This is a genomic window from Burkholderia sp. AU33545 (genome assembly GCF_020419685.1).
GTDB classification, from domain to species: domain Bacteria; phylum Pseudomonadota; class Gammaproteobacteria; order Burkholderiales; family Burkholderiaceae; genus Burkholderia; species Burkholderia diffusa.
In genome coordinates this window covers 111374-129049 of record NZ_JAIZRQ010000006.1, presented here as the reverse complement: position 1 = coordinate 129049, position 17676 = coordinate 111374, and the positions used below count along the sequence as shown (strand labels likewise).

16 protein-coding genes and 1 tRNA gene are annotated in these 17676 nt (G+C 66.6%); 8 read left to right on the top strand and 9 right to left on the bottom strand.

Annotated features, from left to right (window positions below; genetic code table 11):
* Positions 1–7: 7 nt before the first annotated feature.
* From sucD to recA, 5 genes are all read right to left on the bottom strand, one after another.
* Positions 8–889, bottom strand: a complete 882-nt coding sequence (sucD, locus tag LGM71_RS20755; protein ID WP_010090788.1) for a succinate--CoA ligase subunit alpha — start codon at positions 887–889, stop codon at positions 8–10.
* A 64-nt stretch (positions 890–953) separates the two neighbouring features.
* Positions 954–2120: an ADP-forming succinate--CoA ligase subunit beta gene (gene sucC / locus LGM71_RS20750; protein ID WP_124900957.1), complete on the bottom strand. Its 1167-nt coding sequence runs from the start codon at positions 2118–2120 to the stop codon at positions 954–956.
* A gap of 68 nt (positions 2121–2188) precedes the next feature.
* Positions 2189–2797 (bottom strand): DUF2889 domain-containing protein, encoded by a 609-nt coding sequence (locus LGM71_RS20745; RefSeq protein ID WP_059528036.1) that lies wholly within the window; start codon positions 2795–2797, stop codon positions 2189–2191.
* Between the two features lie 146 nt (positions 2798–2943).
* Complete coding sequence (gene recX / locus LGM71_RS20740; protein WP_226116211.1) at positions 2944–3813, bottom strand: recombination regulator RecX; 870 nt, start codon at positions 3811–3813, stop codon at positions 2944–2946.
* Entirely contained in the window at positions 3813–4886 is a 1074-nt protein-coding gene (gene recA / locus LGM71_RS20735) for a recombinase RecA (protein ID WP_059607555.1), read from the bottom strand. Before recA ends, recX begins: the two co-directional genes overlap by 1 nt.
* Before the next feature lie 190 nt (positions 4887–5076).
* On the opposite strand from recA, the gene LGM71_RS20730 reads away from it, so the two are divergent.
* From LGM71_RS20730 to LGM71_RS20715, 4 genes are all read left to right on the top strand, one after another.
* Complete coding sequence (locus LGM71_RS20730) at positions 5077–5805, top strand: response regulator transcription factor (RefSeq protein ID WP_226116210.1); 729 nt, start codon at positions 5077–5079, stop codon at positions 5803–5805.
* A gap of 17 nt (positions 5806–5822) precedes the next feature.
* Entirely contained in the window at positions 5823–7376 is a 1554-nt protein-coding gene (locus tag LGM71_RS20725) for a sensor histidine kinase (protein ID WP_226116208.1), read from the top strand.
* 222 nt (positions 7377–7598) lie between these two features.
* Positions 7599–9257, top strand: a complete 1659-nt coding sequence (locus tag LGM71_RS20720) for an MFS transporter (protein ID WP_124621380.1) — start codon at positions 7599–7601, stop codon at positions 9255–9257.
* Positions 9258–9383: 126 nt separating this feature from the next.
* Positions 9384–9460: transfer RNA gene (locus tag LGM71_RS20715), tRNA-Met, on the top strand.
* A gap of 109 nt (positions 9461–9569) precedes the next feature.
* On the opposite strand, the gene LGM71_RS20710 is transcribed toward LGM71_RS20715, so the two are convergent.
* Together LGM71_RS20710 and LGM71_RS20705 are read right to left on the bottom strand one after the other, a co-directional pair.
* Positions 9570–10541, bottom strand: a complete 972-nt coding sequence (locus LGM71_RS20710; protein ID WP_226116206.1) for a LysR family transcriptional regulator — start codon at positions 10539–10541, stop codon at positions 9570–9572.
* A 310-nt stretch (positions 10542–10851) separates the two neighbouring features.
* Positions 10852–11820 carry a GlxA family transcriptional regulator gene (locus tag LGM71_RS20705; RefSeq protein WP_175817095.1) on the bottom strand — a complete coding sequence of 323 codons (969 nt, stop codon included), beginning with the start codon at positions 11818–11820 and terminating at the stop codon, positions 10852–10854.
* 116 nt (positions 11821–11936) lie between these two features.
* On the opposite strand from LGM71_RS20705, the gene LGM71_RS20700 reads away from it, so the two are divergent.
* Positions 11937–12620 carry a DJ-1/PfpI family protein gene (locus tag LGM71_RS20700; protein WP_226116204.1) on the top strand — a complete coding sequence of 228 codons (684 nt, stop codon included), beginning with the start codon at positions 11937–11939 and terminating at the stop codon, positions 12618–12620.
* Between the two features lie 91 nt (positions 12621–12711).
* Positions 12712–13023 carry a cupin gene (locus tag LGM71_RS20695; RefSeq protein ID WP_226116203.1) on the top strand — a complete coding sequence of 104 codons (312 nt, stop codon included), beginning with the start codon at positions 12712–12714 and terminating at the stop codon, positions 13021–13023.
* A gap of 9 nt (positions 13024–13032) precedes the next feature.
* Here LGM71_RS20695 and LGM71_RS20690 read toward each other — a convergent pair whose 3' ends face one another.
* Positions 13033–13317, bottom strand: coding sequence for a PAAR domain-containing protein (locus LGM71_RS20690; RefSeq protein WP_059607570.1), 285 nt, complete (start codon positions 13315–13317; stop codon positions 13033–13035).
* Positions 13318–13392: 75 nt separating this feature from the next.
* On the opposite strand from LGM71_RS20690, the gene LGM71_RS20685 reads away from it, so the two are divergent.
* Entirely contained in the window at positions 13393–13692 is a 300-nt protein-coding gene (locus LGM71_RS20685; protein WP_226116201.1) for a hypothetical protein, read from the top strand.
* A gap of 8 nt (positions 13693–13700) precedes the next feature.
* Here LGM71_RS20685 and LGM71_RS20680 read toward each other — a convergent pair whose 3' ends face one another.
* On the bottom strand, positions 13701–14093 hold the full coding sequence (locus tag LGM71_RS20680) for an MAPEG family protein (protein ID WP_059607575.1): 393 nt from the start codon (positions 14091–14093) through the stop codon (positions 13701–13703).
* A gap of 396 nt (positions 14094–14489) precedes the next feature.
* On the opposite strand from LGM71_RS20680, the gene LGM71_RS20675 reads away from it, so the two are divergent.
* The gene (locus LGM71_RS20675; protein WP_226116199.1) at positions 14490–17597 is read left to right on the top strand and encodes a biosynthetic peptidoglycan transglycosylase; all 3108 of its coding nucleotides are present in this window, start codon (positions 14490–14492) and stop codon (positions 17595–17597) included.
* The last annotated feature ends 79 nt before the right edge of the window (positions 17598–17676 follow it).

Sequence of the window (17676 nt, the reverse complement as noted above, 5' to 3'; positions counted from 1 at the left end):
GCGGAAATTACAGCGCCTTCTTCAGCAGGCGACCCATTTCCGACGGGTTGCGCGTGACGGTGATGCCGCACGCTTCCATGATTTCCAGCTTCGCTTCGGCCGTATCCGCACCGCCCGAGATCAGCGCGCCGGCGTGGCCCATGCGCTTGCCCGGAGGCGCCGTGACGCCAGCGATGAAGCCGACGACCGGCTTCTTCATGTTGTCCTTGATCCACTGAGCGGCGTTGGCTTCGTCCGGACCGCCGATCTCGCCGATCATCACGACCGCATCCGTATCCGGATCGTCGTTGAACATCTTCATGACGTCGATGTGCTTCAGACCGTTGATCGGGTCGCCGCCGATGCCGACTGCCGACGACTGGCCGAGGCCCAGCGCCGTCAGCTGTGCAACGGCTTCATACGTCAGCGTGCCCGAACGCGACACGACGCCGATGCGGCCCTTGCGGTGGATGTGACCCGGCATGATGCCGATCTTCAGCTCGTCCGGCGTGATCGTGCCCGGGCAGTTCGGCCCGAGCAGCAGCGTCTTGCGGCCTTCACGGCGCATGCGGTCCTTCACTTCGATCATGTCACGGACGGGAATGCCTTCCGTGATGCAGATCGCGAGATCGAGGTCGGCTTCGACCGCTTCCCAGATCGCAGCGGCTGCGCCTGCCGGCGGAACGTAGATGACCGAAACGGTCGCGCCGGTTTCTGCCTTCGCTTCCTTGACGCTCGCGTAGATCGGAATGCCTTCGAAGTCTTCGCCGGCCTTCTTCGGGTTCACGCCCGCGACGAATGCTTCGCGGCCGTTTGCATATTCACGGCAGGCGCGCGTATGGAACTGACCGGTTTTGCCGGTAATGCCCTGCGTGATGACCTTCGTGTCCTTGTTGATCAGAATCGACATGTATTTTGACCTCTGTTCGATTGGCGTCGCGTATCTGCCGCGCCGCCATGCGTATTCGATAGCGTTACTTGCCTTCGGCAGCCGCGACGACCTTCTGCGCAGCCTCTTCCATGCTGTCCGCCGAGATGATCGGCAGGCCCGAATCGGCCAGCATCTTCTTGCCGAGGTCCTCGTTCGTGCCCTTCATGCGCACGACGAGCGGCACGTTCAGGTTCACGGCCTTCGAACCGGCGATCACGCCTTCCGCGATCACGTCGCAGCGCATGATGCCGCCGAAGATGTTCACGAGGATCGCCTTCAGGTCCGGGTTCTTCAGCATCAGCTTGAACGCTTCGGTGACCTTCTCGGTCGTCGCGCCACCGCCGACGTCCAGGAAGTTCGCCGGCTCGCCGCCGAACAGCTTGATCGTGTCCATCGTCGCCATCGCGAGGCCTGCGCCGTTCACGAGACAGCCGATGTTGCCGTCGAGCGAGATGTATGCGAGGTCGAACTTCGACGCTTCGATTTCAGCCGGGTCTTCTTCGTCCAGGTCGCGGTACGCGACGATTTCCGGGTGGCGGAACAGCGCGTTCGAGTCGAAGTTGAACTTCGCGTCGAGTGCGATGACCTTGCCGTCGCCGGAGACGTTCAGCGGGTTGATTTCAGCCAGAGACGCGTCGGTTTCCCAGAATGCCTTGTACAGGCCTTGCAGGATGGCGCGCGCTTGCGGAATCGAAGCAGCCGGCACGCCGATCTTCGCGGCGAGGTCGTCGGCCTGCGTGTCGAGCAGGCCCGTCGACGGCTCGACGATGACCTTGTGGATCAGTTCCGGGTGCTTTTCGGCAACTTCTTCGATGTCCATGCCGCCTTCGCTCGAACCCATCAGAACGATCTTTTGCGACACGCGATCAACGACGAGGCTGACGTACAGTTCCTGCTTGATGTCGGCGCCTTCTTCGATCATCAGACGGTTGACCTTCTGGCCTTCCGGACCAGTCTGGTGCGTGACGAGCTGCATGCCGAGGATCTGGTTCGCGTATTCGCGAACCTGCTCGATCGACTTCGCCACCTTCACGCCACCGCCCTTGCCACGGCCACCCGCGTGAATCTGAGCCTTCACGACCCACACCGGGCCGCCCAGCTCTTCTGCCACCTTGACGGCCTCTTCAACCGAGAACGCCGGCTTGCCGCGCGGTACCGCGACTCCGAATTTCCGCAGGATTTCCTTACCCTGGTACTCGTGAATCTTCATGCGTGATTCCCTTCAGTCTGAGAGTTGGATGAAATGTCGCTTAAGACGCTTCTTCGAATGATTTCCGTTCATTCCTTCGTGCTGCCCTCACCGGGCAAGTCCGGCCGGTTCGTGCCATACCAGCGCGGGTAGTACTGCCGCACGACCTCGCCGTCGAACCGCAATGCCCGGCAGCGACCGAGCTGGAAAGGCGGTTCGGCGTGCTCGCCGTCATGGTCCGGTCCTTCGCCTCCCTCCTCGCGCACGTTCCACACGTCACCGGCGAACGCCTGGATCGCTGCCGTCGGCAGCACGGCACACAGTTCGGTGAGATGGGAACAGCCTGCGACGCCGGCGAGCAGCCGGTTCGCGTTGCGGCGGAAATTGCGGAAGAGATTGAGCCCGATGAGGGCCCGATAGGCGGGAGGGGCGGATTGACAGTGACCGGGATAGGGAACCCACTCCGAAGACGCTTCGGCGTCGACGACGTTGAGGTCACGATCGATAGTCACGCGCAGCCAGAGTTCGTGGATCGGCAGGCCTTGGGGCCGGATGCCCGACGCAAGCGCGACATCGCGCGGCTTGTGGTCGGTCAGGCAGGCTTCGATGTCCCACAAGCCGTCGCCGCGCTCGTAGGCTTCCGCTCGGATTGCGCGTCGATGTCGCAACTGACGGGGCACGGGCTCGGATAGCGGCATGCTGGAGGTTGAGGCCGAAGAGGAAAACCCGTGGATTTTAGCATATTGGGTATTTGAGGCATCCGGCCGCGACGGCGGGTATTCCCGCCTGTCCGGAAACGGTTGCATTGCAGCAAAATCGCGCGCAGCGCGCGCGACCGGACCGGTCAGTCGTCGATCGAGAAATCGTCGCCGACCTTCAGCAACTTCACGATGGTCGAGCTCGAGAAGCCGCGCGCGGCAAGGAAGCGCGCCTGCTTCGCGCGCTCGGCGGGCGTTTGCGGCAGTGCACCGAATTTCTTGCGCCAGACGGCCTGCGCGCGTGCCCACTCGGTCTCGCGCAATTGCGCGTTCACTTCCTCGACGAGACTGTCGCCAACCGCATGACGCTTCAGTTCGCTGACGATGCGCGCGACGCCGACGCGCGATGCGCGGCGATGCACGAGGCTCTCGGCAAAGCGTGCGTCGGACAGCCAGCCTTCCTTTTCCAGTGCATCGAGCACCGGCTCGACGGATTCGTCCTCACCGACGTACGGCGCGAGCTTGCGCGCGAGTTCGGCCCGGCTGTACTCGCGCCGGGACAAATAGCCGAGCGCGCGGCCCTTCAGCGAACGCGGCGGTTTCGACGACTTGCGCTCGGTGGCACCGGATTCGTCGCCGGAAGCAGCGTCGGCTGAACCGCTGGACACACGGCGCGTGCGACGCGGATGCTGGCTGCTGCGCGTATACACATCTTCCTTGACCGACGCAGACACATCAGCCGCGCGCTCGCCCGGAAAGTTGACACCGGACACGCGACGGCGCGACCGGTCGTGCGCGTCGAACGATTCGTCGTCGTCGAACGGATCGACCGGCACGGTCATCTCAAACGAAACGAGGGCATCCTCGGATGCCCTCGTCGCGGTGCGGCTCGCGGCATGACTGCCCGCGCTCCGCCGGTTGGCCCCCGAGGATTCGGCTTGCCGGCCGGAGCGACCCGCCGTGTCGGACGCGTCGCTCGGTTCCGGTTCGCCAGCCTGACCTCGGCGCCCGACCATCACTCTTCTTCGTCCATCGCCTCGGCTTCGTCGACCCTTGCACCATCGGGCATGGCGGCAACGCCGAGCGATTCGCGAATGCGGTTTTCGATCTCGCGCGCGATTTCCGGATTCTCGCGCAGGAATTCACGCGCGTTGTCCTTGCCCTGGCCGATCTTCTCGCCGTTATAGCTGTACCAGGCACCCGCCTTGTCGACGATCTTCGCCTGCACGCCGAGATCGATGATCTCGCCCTGACGCGAAATGCCTTCGCCGTACAGGATGTCGAAGATCGCTTCGCGGAACGGCGGCGACACCTTGTTCTTGACGACCTTCACGCGGGTTTCGTTGCCGATCACCTCGTCGTTCTTCTTGATCGAACCGATGCGGCGGATATCCAGACGCACCGACGAATAGAACTTGAGCGCGTTGCCGCCCGTCGTGGTTTCCGGGTTGCCGAACATCACGCCGATCTTCATCCGGATCTGGTTGATGAAGATCACGAGGCAGTTCGTGCGCTTGATCGTGCCCGTCAGCTTGCGCAGTGCCTGCGACATCAGGCGAGCCTGCAGACCCGGCAGCGAATCGCCCATCTCGCCTTCGATTTCGGCCTTCGGCACGAGCGCCGCGACCGAGTCGATGACGATCATGTCGATCGAGCCCGAGCGCACCAGCGCGTCGGTGATTTCAAGCGCCTGCTCGCCGGTGTCCGGCTGCGAGATCAGCAGCTCCGGCACGTTCACGCCGAGCTTCGCTGCATATTGAACGTCGAGCGCGTGCTCGGCGTCGATGAAGGCTGCCGTGCCGCCCAGCTTCTGCAGTTCGGCGATGACCTGCAGCGTGAGCGTGGTCTTACCGGACGATTCCGGACCGTAGATCTCGACCACCCGGCCGCGCGGCAGGCCGCCGACGCCGAGTGCGATATCGAGACCCAGCGAGCCCGTGGAGACGACCTGGATGTCTTCGGCCGCTTCGCCGTCGCCCATCCGCATGATCGACCCCTTGCCGAACTGCTTCTCGATCTGCGCGAGCGCGGCCGCCAGCGCCTTGCTCTTCTCGGCGGTCATCCCGGAGCCCTTCTTGCTATCTTCCATGAATCGTCCTTTGCTATGATGAGCAGCGTCTGTCAGAGGCGCGCCCGCTTTCAAGCGCTGCCCACGAATGCAGACACTGTATAAAAAAACAGTGTTTTATGCAAGCCCGCAATGCAGGCTGCGTTGTACACGGATAACTTCGGAGACAGCCGCGCCGGCGCGAACGCCCCGCCGGCCATCGGTCAGCAACATGCGAATTCTCATCGCCGAAGACGACAGCATACTCGCGGACGGCCTCACCCGGTCACTCCGCCAATCGGGCTATGCCGTCGACCACGTGAAGAGCGGCGTCGAGGCCGATACCGCGCTGTCGATGCAGTCCTTCGACCTGCTGATCCTCGATCTCGGGCTGCCCAAGATGTCCGGGCTCGACGTGCTCAAGCGCCTGCGCGCGCGCAATTCCAATCTCCCCGTGCTGATCCTGACCGCCGCCGACAGCGTCGACGAGCGCGTGAAGGGGCTCGACCTCGGCGCGGACGACTACATGGCCAAGCCGTTCGCGCTCAACGAGCTCGAGGCGCGCGTGCGCGCGCTGACCCGGCGCGGCGCGGGCGGCGGTCCGACCGTCGTGCGCCACGGCTCGCTCGCGTTCGACCAGGTCGGCCGCATCGCCTATGCGAACGACCGCGTGCTCGATCTGTCCGCGCGCGAGCTCGGGCTGCTCGAAGTGCTGCTGCAGCGCATCGGCCGGCTCGTGTCGAAGGAGCAGCTCGTCGACCATCTGTGCGAATGGGGCGAGGAAGTCAGCAACAACGCGATCGAAGTGTACGTGCACCGGCTGCGCAAGAAGATCGAGCCGAGCGGTGTGCGGATTTCCACCGTGCGCGGCCTCGGCTACTGCCTCGAGAAAGTCGCGCCCGCGGCGCCGGCCGACTCGACCGCGCCCCAGTCCGCGGCGGCCGGCACGCCGCTGCGCTGACCCCGGCCGTCGCCGCGATGGCCACGCCGGCCCATTCCCGCCATCCGACCGGCGATCAACCGTCCGCCGCCGACGTCGCGCGCGACGCGCGCTACGAGAACCCGTTCGCGCCGCCCGACGAAACCGACACGTCCGAGGCCGCGCGTCCGCGCTCGCTGTTCGGCGAAATCCTCGACTGGATGCTCGCGCCGCTCCTGCTGCTGTGGCCGATGAGCATCGCCGTCACCTATCTCGTCGCGAAGACGATCGCGAACGGCCCGTTCGACCGCGCGCTCGAGACCAACGCGTACGTGCTCGCGCGGCAGATCCATCCGGTCAACGGCGTCGCCGAGCTGACGCTGCCGCAGCAGACGCGCGACTTCCTGCGCGCGGACAACGTCGACAGCGTTTACTTCCAGGTGCTCGGCACCCGCGGCGAACTGGTCGCGGGCGAGGCCGACATGCCGCTGCCGCGCGACGAGGACCGCCCGCCGCCGGGCGTCGTCGTATTTCGCGACGACCTGCTGCGCGGCAACGACGTGCGCGTCGCGTATACGACCGTCGCGCTGCCCGAGTCGAACAGCGCGCAGCCCGTGCTCGTGCAGGTCGGCGAGACGCTCGACAAGCGCAACGCGCTCGCGAACGACATCATCAAGGGCGTGATCCTGCCGCAGTTCGTGATCCTGCCGCTCGCGATCCTGCTCGTCTGGTTCGGGCTGTCGCGAGGGCTCGCGCCGCTCAACGCGCTGCAGGCGCACATCCGTGCACGGCGGCCCGACGACCTGTCGCCCGTCGAGGCGCAGCGCGCGCCGCCCGAGATCGAGCCGCTCGTCACGTCGTTCAACGACCTGCTCGCGCGTCTCGAACAGAGCATGGCGCTGCAGAAGCGCTTCATCGCCGACGCCGCGCACCAGATGAAGACGCCGCTCGCGGGGCTGCGCACCCAGGCCGAGTTCGCGTTGCGCCACCCCGTGCCGCCCGACGTGCAGCGTTCGCTCGAACAGATCGCGACGAGCTCCGAGCAGGCCGGGCGACTCGTCACGCAACTGCTCGCGCTCGCGCGCGCCGAGAACCGCGCGAGCGGGCTGACGTTCGAGCCGGTCGAGATCGCCGCGCTGGCACGCCGCACGGTGCGCGACTGGGTGCAGGCCGCGCTCGCGAAGCGCATGGACCTCGGCTACGAAGGCCCGGAGGACGACGCACCGCTCGAGGTCGACGGCAATCCCGTGATGCTGCGCGAGATGCTCGGCAACCTGGTCGACAACGCAATCCGCTACACGCCCGAAGGCGGCCGCATCACCGTGCGCGTGCGGGCCGAGCGTGCGGCGCGACGCGTGCATCTCGAAGTCGAGGACACCGGGCCCGGCATCCCGGCCACGGAACGCGACCGCGTGGTCGAACGCTTCTACCGGATCCTCGGCCGCGAAGGCGACGGCAGCGGGCTCGGACTTGCGATCGTGCGCGAGATCGCCGCCCAGCACGGCGGCACGCTGACGCTCGACGATCACGTCTACCAAAGCGCACCTCGCCTCGCGGGCACGCTCGTGCGCATCAGCCTGCCGCTGTCGGACACCGCGCCGGATCAATCCTGATACGCGCGAGTCCGTACCGCACCGCGATCGCGTCGAAACCGGTGCGTTACCACCCGATTGCGACACGATCGGAACGCGAAACGACCGATTCGGCGCGGGTTAACGCGCAGTCGATTTGTGCCCGCGAGTCAGTGCGCCGTAAGTTTCCGTGCCAATAATCGTCGACAGGCCCGCCCACCCAAGGCGGCCGCATATCTATATCAAGGGACTTGGAGACGATTCATGGCAACGTTAGGCGAGCAAATTTCGCACTCGCCGATGACGGGCGAAGAGAAGAAGGTCATCTTCGCGTCGTCGCTCGGCACCGTGTTCGAGTGGTACGACTTTTACCTGGCCGGATCACTCGCGGCCTACATCAGCAAGAGCTTCTTCTCCGGGGTCAATCCGACCGCCGCATTCATCTTCACGCTGCTCGGCTTCGCGGCGGGCTTCGCCGTGCGTCCGTTCGGCGCGATCGTGTTCGGCCGGCTCGGCGACCTCGTCGGCCGCAAGCACACGTTCCTCGTGACGATCGTGATCATGGGCATCTCGACCTTCGTGGTCGGCTTCCTGCCCGGCTACACATCGATCGGCATCGCGGCGCCCGTGATCTTCATCGCGATGCGGCTGCTGCAGGGCCTCGCGCTCGGCGGCGAGTACGGCGGCGCGGCGACCTACGTCGCCGAGCATGCGCCGGCGAACCGTCGCGGCTTCTATACCGCGTGGATCCAGACGACCGCGACCCTCGGCCTGTTCCTGTCGCTGCTCGTGATCCTCGGCGTGCGCACGTTCATCGGCGAGGAAGCGTTCGGCAGCTGGGGCTGGCGCGTGCCGTTCGTCGCGTCGATCCTGCTGCTCGCGGTGTCGGTGTGGATCCGGATGCAGCTGAACGAATCGCCGGTGTTCCTGCGCATCAAGGCGGAAGGCAAGACGTCGAAGGCGCCGCTGACCGAAGCGTTCGGCCAGTGGAAGAACCTGAAGATCGTGATCCTCGCGCTCATCGGCCTGACGGCCGGCCAGGCCGTCGTGTGGTACACGGGCCAGTTCTATGCACTGTTCTTCCTCACGCAGACGCTGAAGGTCGACGGTGCCAGCGCGAACATCCTGATCGCGATCGCACTCCTGATCGGCACACCGTTCTTCCTGTTCTTCGGTTCGCTGTCGGACAAGATCGGCCGCAAGCCGATCATCCTCGCGGGCTGCCTGATCGCGGCGCTCACCTACTTCCCGCTGTTCAAGGCGCTCACGCACTACGCGAACCCGCAGCTCGAACTCGCGACGCAGAAGGCGCCGATCACGGTCCTCGCCGATCCGGCCACCTGCTCGTTCCAGTTCAACCCGGTGGGCACGTCGAAGTTCACGAGCTCGTGCGACATCGTGAAGAGCGCGCTCGCGAAGGCCGGCCTGAACTACGAGAACGTCGCGGCGCCGGCTGGCGCGACCGCGCAGATCAAGGTCGGCGATACGGTGATCCCCGCGTATGACGGCAAGGCGGCCGACGCGAAGGCGCAGGGCGCGGCGTTCGACAAGACGCTCGCGTCAACGCTGAAGGCGGCCGGCTACCCGGCGAAGGCCGACCCCGCGCAGCTCAACTGGCCGATGACGATCGTGATCCTGACGATCCTCGTGATCTACGTGACGATGGTCTACGGCCCGATCGCCGCGATGCTGGTCGAGATGTTCCCGACGCGGATCCGCTACACGTCGATGTCGCTGCCCTATCACATCGGCAACGGCTGGTTCGGCGGCTTCCTGCCGGCGACCGCGTTCGCGATCGTCGCGGCGAAGGGCGACATCTACTCGGGGCTCTGGTATCCGATCGTGATCGCGCTGGCCACGTTCGTGATCGGCCTGCTGTTCGTCAAGGAGACGAAGGACTCGAACATCTACGCGCAGGATTGAGGTAGGTCGGTTGCGGGCGGCACCCCCGCCCGCAACCCGCGCCGGGGCCGGCCCCGGCACCTTTTTTCAGGAAAGTGAAAAAAGGTGTTGACAGCCCGGCGGTACATCTACATAATTCAAGTCTTCGGCGAATTAGCTCAGTCGGTTAGAGCGACGGAATCATAATCCGCAGGTCCGGGGTTCGAGTCCCTGATTCGCCACCAAATGCGAAAAGCCGCTGTTCCGAAAGGATCAGCGGCTTTTTTCATTGCATCATCCGGGCGTACGCGGATTCGCGCGTCGCCTGTCCGTCAGGCGCGCGCGTTCCACTCGTTACGCCACCACCGACCCGCGCTCCTCCATCGCCTCCGCCCGCACCTTCCCCCGCCAGTTCTCCCCGCCCTCCAGCGCCGGCGTCGACTCGAACAGCTCCGCGATCCAGTCCGCGAACACGCGCACCTTCTGCGACAGATGCCGGTTGTGCGGATACACGATCGAGATCGGCTTGGGCTTCGGATTGCAGTCGGGCAGCACCTCGACCAGCGAGCCGTCGCGCAGGTGCGGCAGCACCATGAACAGCGTCGGCTGGATCATCCCGAACCCTTCGAGCCCGCACGTCACGTACGCATCCGAATCGTTGACGGTGACGCTGCCGTTCATCCGCACCTCGACCGGCTTGCCCTCGATCATGAACACCCACGGAATCGCCCGTGCACCGTGGCTCGCGCGGAAATTCACCGCATGATGGTCGGCCAGGTCGGCGATCTCCTGAGGCTCGCCGTGACGCGCCAGATAGTCGGGCGACGCGCAGGTCACGCGCTTGAGCATCCCGATCCGCCGCGCGACCATCGACGAATCCTCGAGCGGCCCGACCCGGATCATGCAGTCGATGCCCTCCTCGACCGGATCCACGTAGCGGTCCGACAAGCCGAGGTCGAGCGTGATGTCCGGATAACGCTGCCGGAAGACCGACAGCGCCGGCAACACGACGCGCCGCCCGAGCGAACTCGGCATGTGGACGCGCAGCACGCCGGTCGGCTTGCGGTTGCCGGTCTGGAAACTCGCGTCGGCTTCCGCGATCTCCGAGATGATCTTCATGCAATGCTCGTAATACGCGGCGCCCTCCGGCGTCAGCGACAGCCGGCGCGTCGTCCGGTGCATCAGACGCACTCCGAGCAGCGCCTCGAGATTCTGGATGATGGTCGTCACCGACGCGCGCGGCATCGCGAGCGTGTCGGCCGCGCGCGTGAAGCTGTTCGCGTCGACCACGCGGGTGAAAACTTCCATTGCCTGAATGCGGTCCATGCTGCGCCCCCCCCCTTCGAATCGCCAACGGAACAGAATAGAGCGCGCAACCCGCGCGGCACAAGCCCCCGTCTATTGTTTGCCCCGTTTGAATAGTTAAAGCGTTTCGGACTGGAAAGTGATACGGATTCGTGCAGTTCCAGACGCGGCAGCTCCGTCCCCGGTCGCCATGCGCGGCGCGGCGCGTTCGCCGTTCGCCGTTCGCCGTTCGCCGTTCGCCGTTCGCCGTTCGCCGTTCGCCGTTCGCCGTTCGCCGTTCGCCGTTCGCCGTTCGCCGTTCGCCGTTCGCCGTTCGCCGTTCGCCGGCACGTTACCGCACGAACCGCTCGCGATAGCCCTGCGGCGACACGCCGAGCACGCGCACGAAACTGCGCCGCAGCGTCTCTTCCGAGCCGAATCCGCACCGAGTGGCGATCCGCTTGACGGGCCACGCGGTTTCGCCGAGCAGACGCTGCGCGGCCTCGACGCGAATCTGCTCGACCGCGCGCGCGGGCGTGCGACCGGTTTCCGCACGATAGTGACGCACGAAGCTGCGCTCGCTCATGCTGACGCGCTCGGCGAGCGCCGGCACCGACAGGTCGGCCGTCAGGTGCTCGGCGATCCAAGCATGGAGTTCACCGAAGCGGTCGTCGGTACGCTGCATCGATAACATCGTGCTGAACTGCGCCTGCCCGCCCGGCCGCTTCAGGAACACGACGAGCTCGCGCGCGGCGTCGAGCGCGACCGCCCGCCCGAGATCCTCCTCGACCAGCGCGAGCGCGAGATCGATGCCGGCCGTCACGCCGGCCGACGTCCACAGCGCGCCTTCGCGGATGAAGATCGGATCGGGCTCGACGCGCACGTTCGGATAGCGCGCCGAGAATTCGTCGCAGCGCGCCCAGTGCGTGACCGCGCGCCGCCCGTCGAGCAGGCCAGCCTCGGCGAGCAGGAACGCGCCGGTGCAGACCGATGCCACACGTCGCGCGCGCTGCGCCTGCTGCCGGACCCACCGCACCATCCGCGCATCCTGCGAAGCGGCGTGCACGCCCTTGCCGCCGGCCACGATCAGCGTATCGGGCCGCCCGGCCGAGCGCAGCGAGTCGGCCATCACCACGAGGCCGGAGGACGTCTCGACCGGCCCCGCCTCCGCGGCGACGACACGTGGCGCGTACGGTGCGGGCCGCCCGCGCTCCTGCGCGAGTTCGTTGACGGATGCGAACACCTGCAGCGGCCCGGACACGTCGAGCAACTGCGCACGGGGGAACGCGAGGACGAGGATCGAGCGCGGAGCGGCAGGCATGGCGATTGGCTGAAAACGTGGGCGATATGGCAATTTCGCCAAACACTACGCGCCTAGAATCGATCTGTCCATCGTGCGCCGACCGTGGCGCATCCCCTTCCCTTCGGAGCGTTCGCATGACCCTGCATATCGGCCTTCTCGTGTTTCCGGGCGTCCAGCAACTCGACCTCACCGGCCCGCACGACGTGTTCGCGTCGTTGCCCGACGTGACCGTCCATCTGGTCTGGAAATCGCGCGACACCGTCGCGTCGAGCAGCGGCCTCGCGCTCACGCCGACCTGCACGTTCGACGATTGCCCGCCGCTCGACGTGATCTGCGTGCCCGGCGGGATCGGCATCAACGACCTGCTGCTCGATGCCGAAACGATCGCGTTCGTGCAGCAGCACGCGGCCGCCGCGCGCTACGTCACGTCGGTCTGCACGGGTGCGCTGCTGCTCGGCGTGGCCGGCCTGCTGCGCGGCCGCCGCGCGACGACGCACTGGGCATTTCATTCGCTGCTCGCGCCGCTCGGGGCGGTGCCCGTGCGCGAGCGCGTGGTGCGCGACGGCAACCTGATCACCGGCGGCGGCGTGACGGCCGGCATCGACTTCGCGTTGACGATCGCCGCCGAACTCGTCGGCGACGAAGAGGCGCAGTCGATCCAGCTGGCGCTCGAATACGCGCCCGCGCCGCCGTTCGATGCGGGCTCGCCGGATACCGCGCCGGCGTCGGTGCTGAAGCGCGTGACCGAGCGCTCGGCGGCAGGGCTGGAGAAGCGCAGGCAGACGATCGACGCGGCGTTGCGCGCGATGTCGCGCTGAAAACGGGCACACGAAAACCGAAGGGTGGGCGAGCCGCACGGCCACGCAGCCTGCCCGACCTCCGTAGCGCATTGACGGACCGGACCTACCGATGAACATCATCCGCAGCACCACTTTCACCGCGCAATGCCCGTGGGGCGCGCTGGACATCGCGAACCTGAACGGCATCACGGTCCGCCTGCACTGGACCGATCGGCCATACCATTGGCATGTGAACGACGGCGAGGAAGTTTTCGCGGTGCTCGACGGCCGCGTCGAGATGCGCTACCGCGCAGCAGGTATCGAACACGCGACGGTGCTCGAAACGGGAGACGTAATTCACGCGACGATCGGCACCGAACACGTCGCACACCCGCTCGGCGAAGCGCGCATCCTCGTGATCGAGACCGAGGGCAGCGACTGACGACGGGCCTCAGCCAGCGATGGTGCCCGTCCCCTGCGACGGGATCAGCTTCGGCTGCGGCGTGCACAGGCACTGGCACAGGTCGTGTTCGAGCGCGACGACCTTGCCCATCACGGTCATCGTCCGCTCGCCGCCGTCGGACACGATCACGCCCTGCGTCTTGCACGCGGCGCAGAACACCGGCGCGCCGAGATAGGCGAGTTCGCGGCCGTCGAACGACGAATTGGCGATTCCGTCGAGCACGACACCGCCATGGTCGGTCGTGTCGCCCTTCAGGATGAATTTGCGGCTCATGCTTCGGCTCTCCCTCGGAAACGCCGCGCAGCGCGGCGTCGGGCCGCGCGCGGGCAGTCGGTATCCGCCCGTCGGTTGCGGGCGTTTCGCGAGGATATCACCGCGCAGCCGATCGTCGAATGCACGTCGTTCAGCGCGGCGTTCGCACTGTCGCTATGCACCGACACCGTGTCGTGCGCGTCGAAGCACTTCATGGAAATCGACTGGATGCGCGAGCGGATGGTCACGATCGACGTGAAGGAGTCGATCCCGGCCTTGTCGGCCGGCGTGCGCACGCGGCGCAATGCGCTGAACACGATCGCGTGCGACTACCGGATTCACTGCTTCGTCGAAGCCGTGCGCCGGCACGATCGCACGACGCGGCCAGGGCGATAGCGACGCGCTCAAACGAACAACGCGACGCAAAGCGCGGCGCCGCACAGATACGTGCCGAGCGCGCCGATGAAACGCAGGGGGTTCGGCTTGCCCATCGTCGGCCACGCAAGCAGTCCGATCACGAGCAGACAGCGGCACGCGGTTGCCGCGACGATCAACGAGACGATCGCGCGCGACGGGTCGTGTGCGCCGAAATAGAGAAACAGCACCGCGAGAAACGGCGCGTATTCGGCCGTGTTGCCGTGCGCGCGCACGATCTTGTGCAACCCGTCGGTCGGATCGGACGCACACCCGGAACCGGTGGTGTGCCGGAAGCGCGTAACGGACACGGTCAGGCCGAGCCCGAACAGCAGCAATCCCAAGATCGTCGTGCAAACGAGCGCGACGGGATGGATCGACATGGCACCCCCGGTGAGAGCGGTCACGCGCCGCACATCCGCCGATCGTACCTGCAGCCGGTGCACCCGGCTATCGCGGAAACCCGTACCGTCCTCACGCACCGGCCACGGAGAGGATCGGACCCGAATTGCGATCGATACGGCGGCAATGCACAAACCCGGTGCGTGAACGGCCGGCGCGGCCTGCCGCCGTCGCTCGTGGCGTGCCAGCGGTGCGCGCAAACGTTACTCCACGGCGACACATGCCACCGCAACGCAACGCCGATGCCGCATGTCACGGGCATGTGCGTTGCGTCGACGCATCTCGGTATTGAACCGCCCTTGGCAGCCCGCTGCGGAGGACTACACTAATCCTTAATGAGGTGCGGCCGGAGCCTGCGCCTTCAGGGAGACGCCGCCATGAATCGGCCGCTGAATCGCATCCTGCCGCGTGTGACCGGGAGTGCCTCGGTCTGGACGTGGATCAAGTGGTCCTTGCTGGCCGCGCTGGTGATCGCGATCGCGATCATCGCGCGACTCGTGATGACCGAGATCGAGACGTCGCGCCTGCAGGCGCACTATCTGTCCGAGCTCACCCGAGACGTCGGCTACACCGTCGAGGCCGGCGCAAGCGACCACATCCGCTTCCCCGCCAACGGGCCGTACGACCAGCGCCTCGGCTACTCGATGATTCCCGCGTTCCAGCAGCATCTGCTCGCGCGCGGCTTCGTCGTCGGCAAGCAGGCGCGCGATTCGCAACGCATGCTGTCGCTCGCCGATCACGGCCTGTTCCTGCCTTACGAAGAGAAAGACCAGGCCGGGCTGATGCTGTTCGATTCGACCGGCGCGCCGCTGTTCGCGACCGTGTTCCCGCAGCGCGTCTACGCCGACTTCGACGCGGTGCCGCGCGTGATCGCGGATTCGCTGCTGTTCATCGAGGATCGCTACCTGCTCGACGCGAACCAGCCGAACCGCAACCCGGCGATCGACTGGGGACGCTTCAGCCGCGCGCTCGCCGACCAGGCGATGCACGTCGTCAACCATCACCAGGCGCGTCCGGGCGGCAGCACGCTCGCGACGCAGATCGAGAAGTTCCGCCATTCGCCCGACGGCCGCACCGCGACGCCGCCGGAGAAGCTGCGACAGATCGCGTCCGCGTCGGTCCTCGCGTACCTGAACGGTCCGCAGACGATGCTCGCGCGGCGCGCGATCCTGGTGCGCTACCTGAACTCGGTGCCGCTCGCCGCGCGGCCGCACGTGGGTGAAATCACCGGCATCGGCGACGGTCTCGCCGCGTGGTACGGCCGCGACTTCAACGACGTGAACCGGATTCTGTCCGCGCCGACGAGCGGCGACAACGTCGACGAACAGGGCAAGACGTTCCGCGAGGTGCTGTCGCTGATCATCGCGCAGCGCGCGCCATCGTACTTCCTGAATCGCGGCTATCCGGCGCTGCAGAAGCTGACCGACAGCTATCTGCGGCTCCTGTCGAACGGCGGCGTGATCTCGCCCGCGCTGCGCGATGCGGCGCTCGCCGCGCAGATCGAGCGCAGCGCGCCGCCGGCCGCCGCGCACGTTCAGTCGTTCGTGTCGCGCAAGGCCATATCGTCCGCGCGCGCGTCGCTGCTGTCGGCACTGGGGATCAGCGACCTGTACCAGCTCGACCAGCTCGACCTCGAAGCAACCAGCACGCTCGACAACGGCGTGCAGCAGGCGGTCGCCGAACGGCTCGCGCAGGCGTCGACCCGCGACGGCGCGCAGGCCGCCGGCCTGTACGGCTTCGAGATGCTCGCCCCGAAGGACGACCCGTCGCACCTCACGTACAGCTTCACGCTGTACGAGCACCGCAACGGCGCGAACATGCTGCGCGTGCAGACCGACAGCGTGAACCAGCCGTTCGACGTGAACCGCGGCGGCCGCATCAACCTCGGCTCGACCGCGAAGCTGCGCACGCTGATCACCTACCTGCAGATCGTCTCCGACCTGCATGCGCGCTACGGCGACCTGTCGAACGCGCAACTCGCGAAGGTGAAGCCCGACCCGATCGACGGGCTGTCGCGCTGGGCGCTCGATTACCTGTCGCATACGCGCGATCGCTCGCTGCAGGCGATGCTCGACGCGGCGGTCGAACGCAAGTACTCGGCGAGCCCCGACGTGTTCTACACGGGAGGCGGCGCGCAGGTGTTCTCGAACTTCGAGAAGTCGGACAACGGCCGCATCCTGACGCTGCATGCGGCGTTCGAGCACTCGGTCAACCTCGTGTTCGTGCGGCTGATGCGCGACATCGTCCATTACGAGATGCTGCAGGCAGCCGGCCCGTCGTCGTCGTGGCTCGGCGATCCGGAGCAGCGCAAGCATTACCTCGAGCAGTTCGTCGACGGCGAAAGCAAGGTCTACGTCAAGCGCTACTACACGCGCTATGCAGGCAAGGCGCCCGACGACGCGCTCGCGCTGATGCTGCAGGACGTGCGCAAGTCGCCGCCGAAGATCGCGACGGTGCTGCGCAGCGTCGCGCCGAACGAATCGCTCGCGTGGTTCAGCGCGCAGATGCGCGCGCATCTGAAGGGCACGCCGGCCGCGACGCTTTCGGACGACGATCTCGCCGCGCTCTACGCGAAGTACGCGATCGAGCGGTTCAACCTCAACGATCGCGGCTATATCGCGAGCGTCCACCCGCTCGCGCTGTGGACGCTCAACTATCTGCGCGCGCACCCGAACGCGCCGCTCGGCGAAGTCCAGCGCGAAAGCCGCGATGCGCGCTTCTACACGTACTCGTGGCTGTACAAGACGCGCTACCACGCGACCCAGGACCGGCGCATTCGCCACATGGTCGAGCTGCGCGCGTACGGGGAGATCACGAAAGCGTGGCGCGCGCTCGGCTACCCGTTCGCGGAAGTCACGCCGTCATACGCGGCCGCGATCGGCGCATCGGGCGACCAGCCCGACGCGCTCGCAAAACTGATCGGCCTGATCGCGAACGGCGGCCAGAAAGCGCCGACCGAGACGATCACGCGCCTCGACTTCGCGAAGGGCACGCCGTACGAAACGCGCTTCGTGCGCGCGGCCGCGCAGCCGCAGCCGATGCTGTCGCCGGAGATCGTCAACGTGGCGCGCACGCTGCTGCGAGACGTCGTGCTCAACGGCACCGCGCGGCGTCTCGCGGGCGGCTTCACGCTGCCCGACGGCAAGACGCTCCAGGTGTACGGCAAGACCGGGACGGGCGACCAGCGCTTCAATGTCTACGCGCGCGGCGCGCGGCTGATCGAGTCGCGCAAGGTCAATCGCAGCGGCACGTTCGTGTTCGTGCTCGGCGACCGCTTCTTCGGTGTGCTGACGGCGACCGCGCACGAGCCGTACGCTGCACGCTACGACTTCACGAGCGCAATGGCCGTGCAGTTGCTGAAGTCGATGGCGCCGGCGCTCGCGCCGCTGATCGAGCGTCCCGTCACGGCAGGCACGCGCACGACGGGCCCGGCGCCGCAGGCGGAAACGCCGGCGCCGCAGGCCGCGCCGGTCGAGCCGTCCTGACGGCGGCGCGCGCGTCGGCAACGTCCTGACCGGACACCATTGGCGGGGCCGATTCAAGCGCGTACAGTAGCGCGCACCG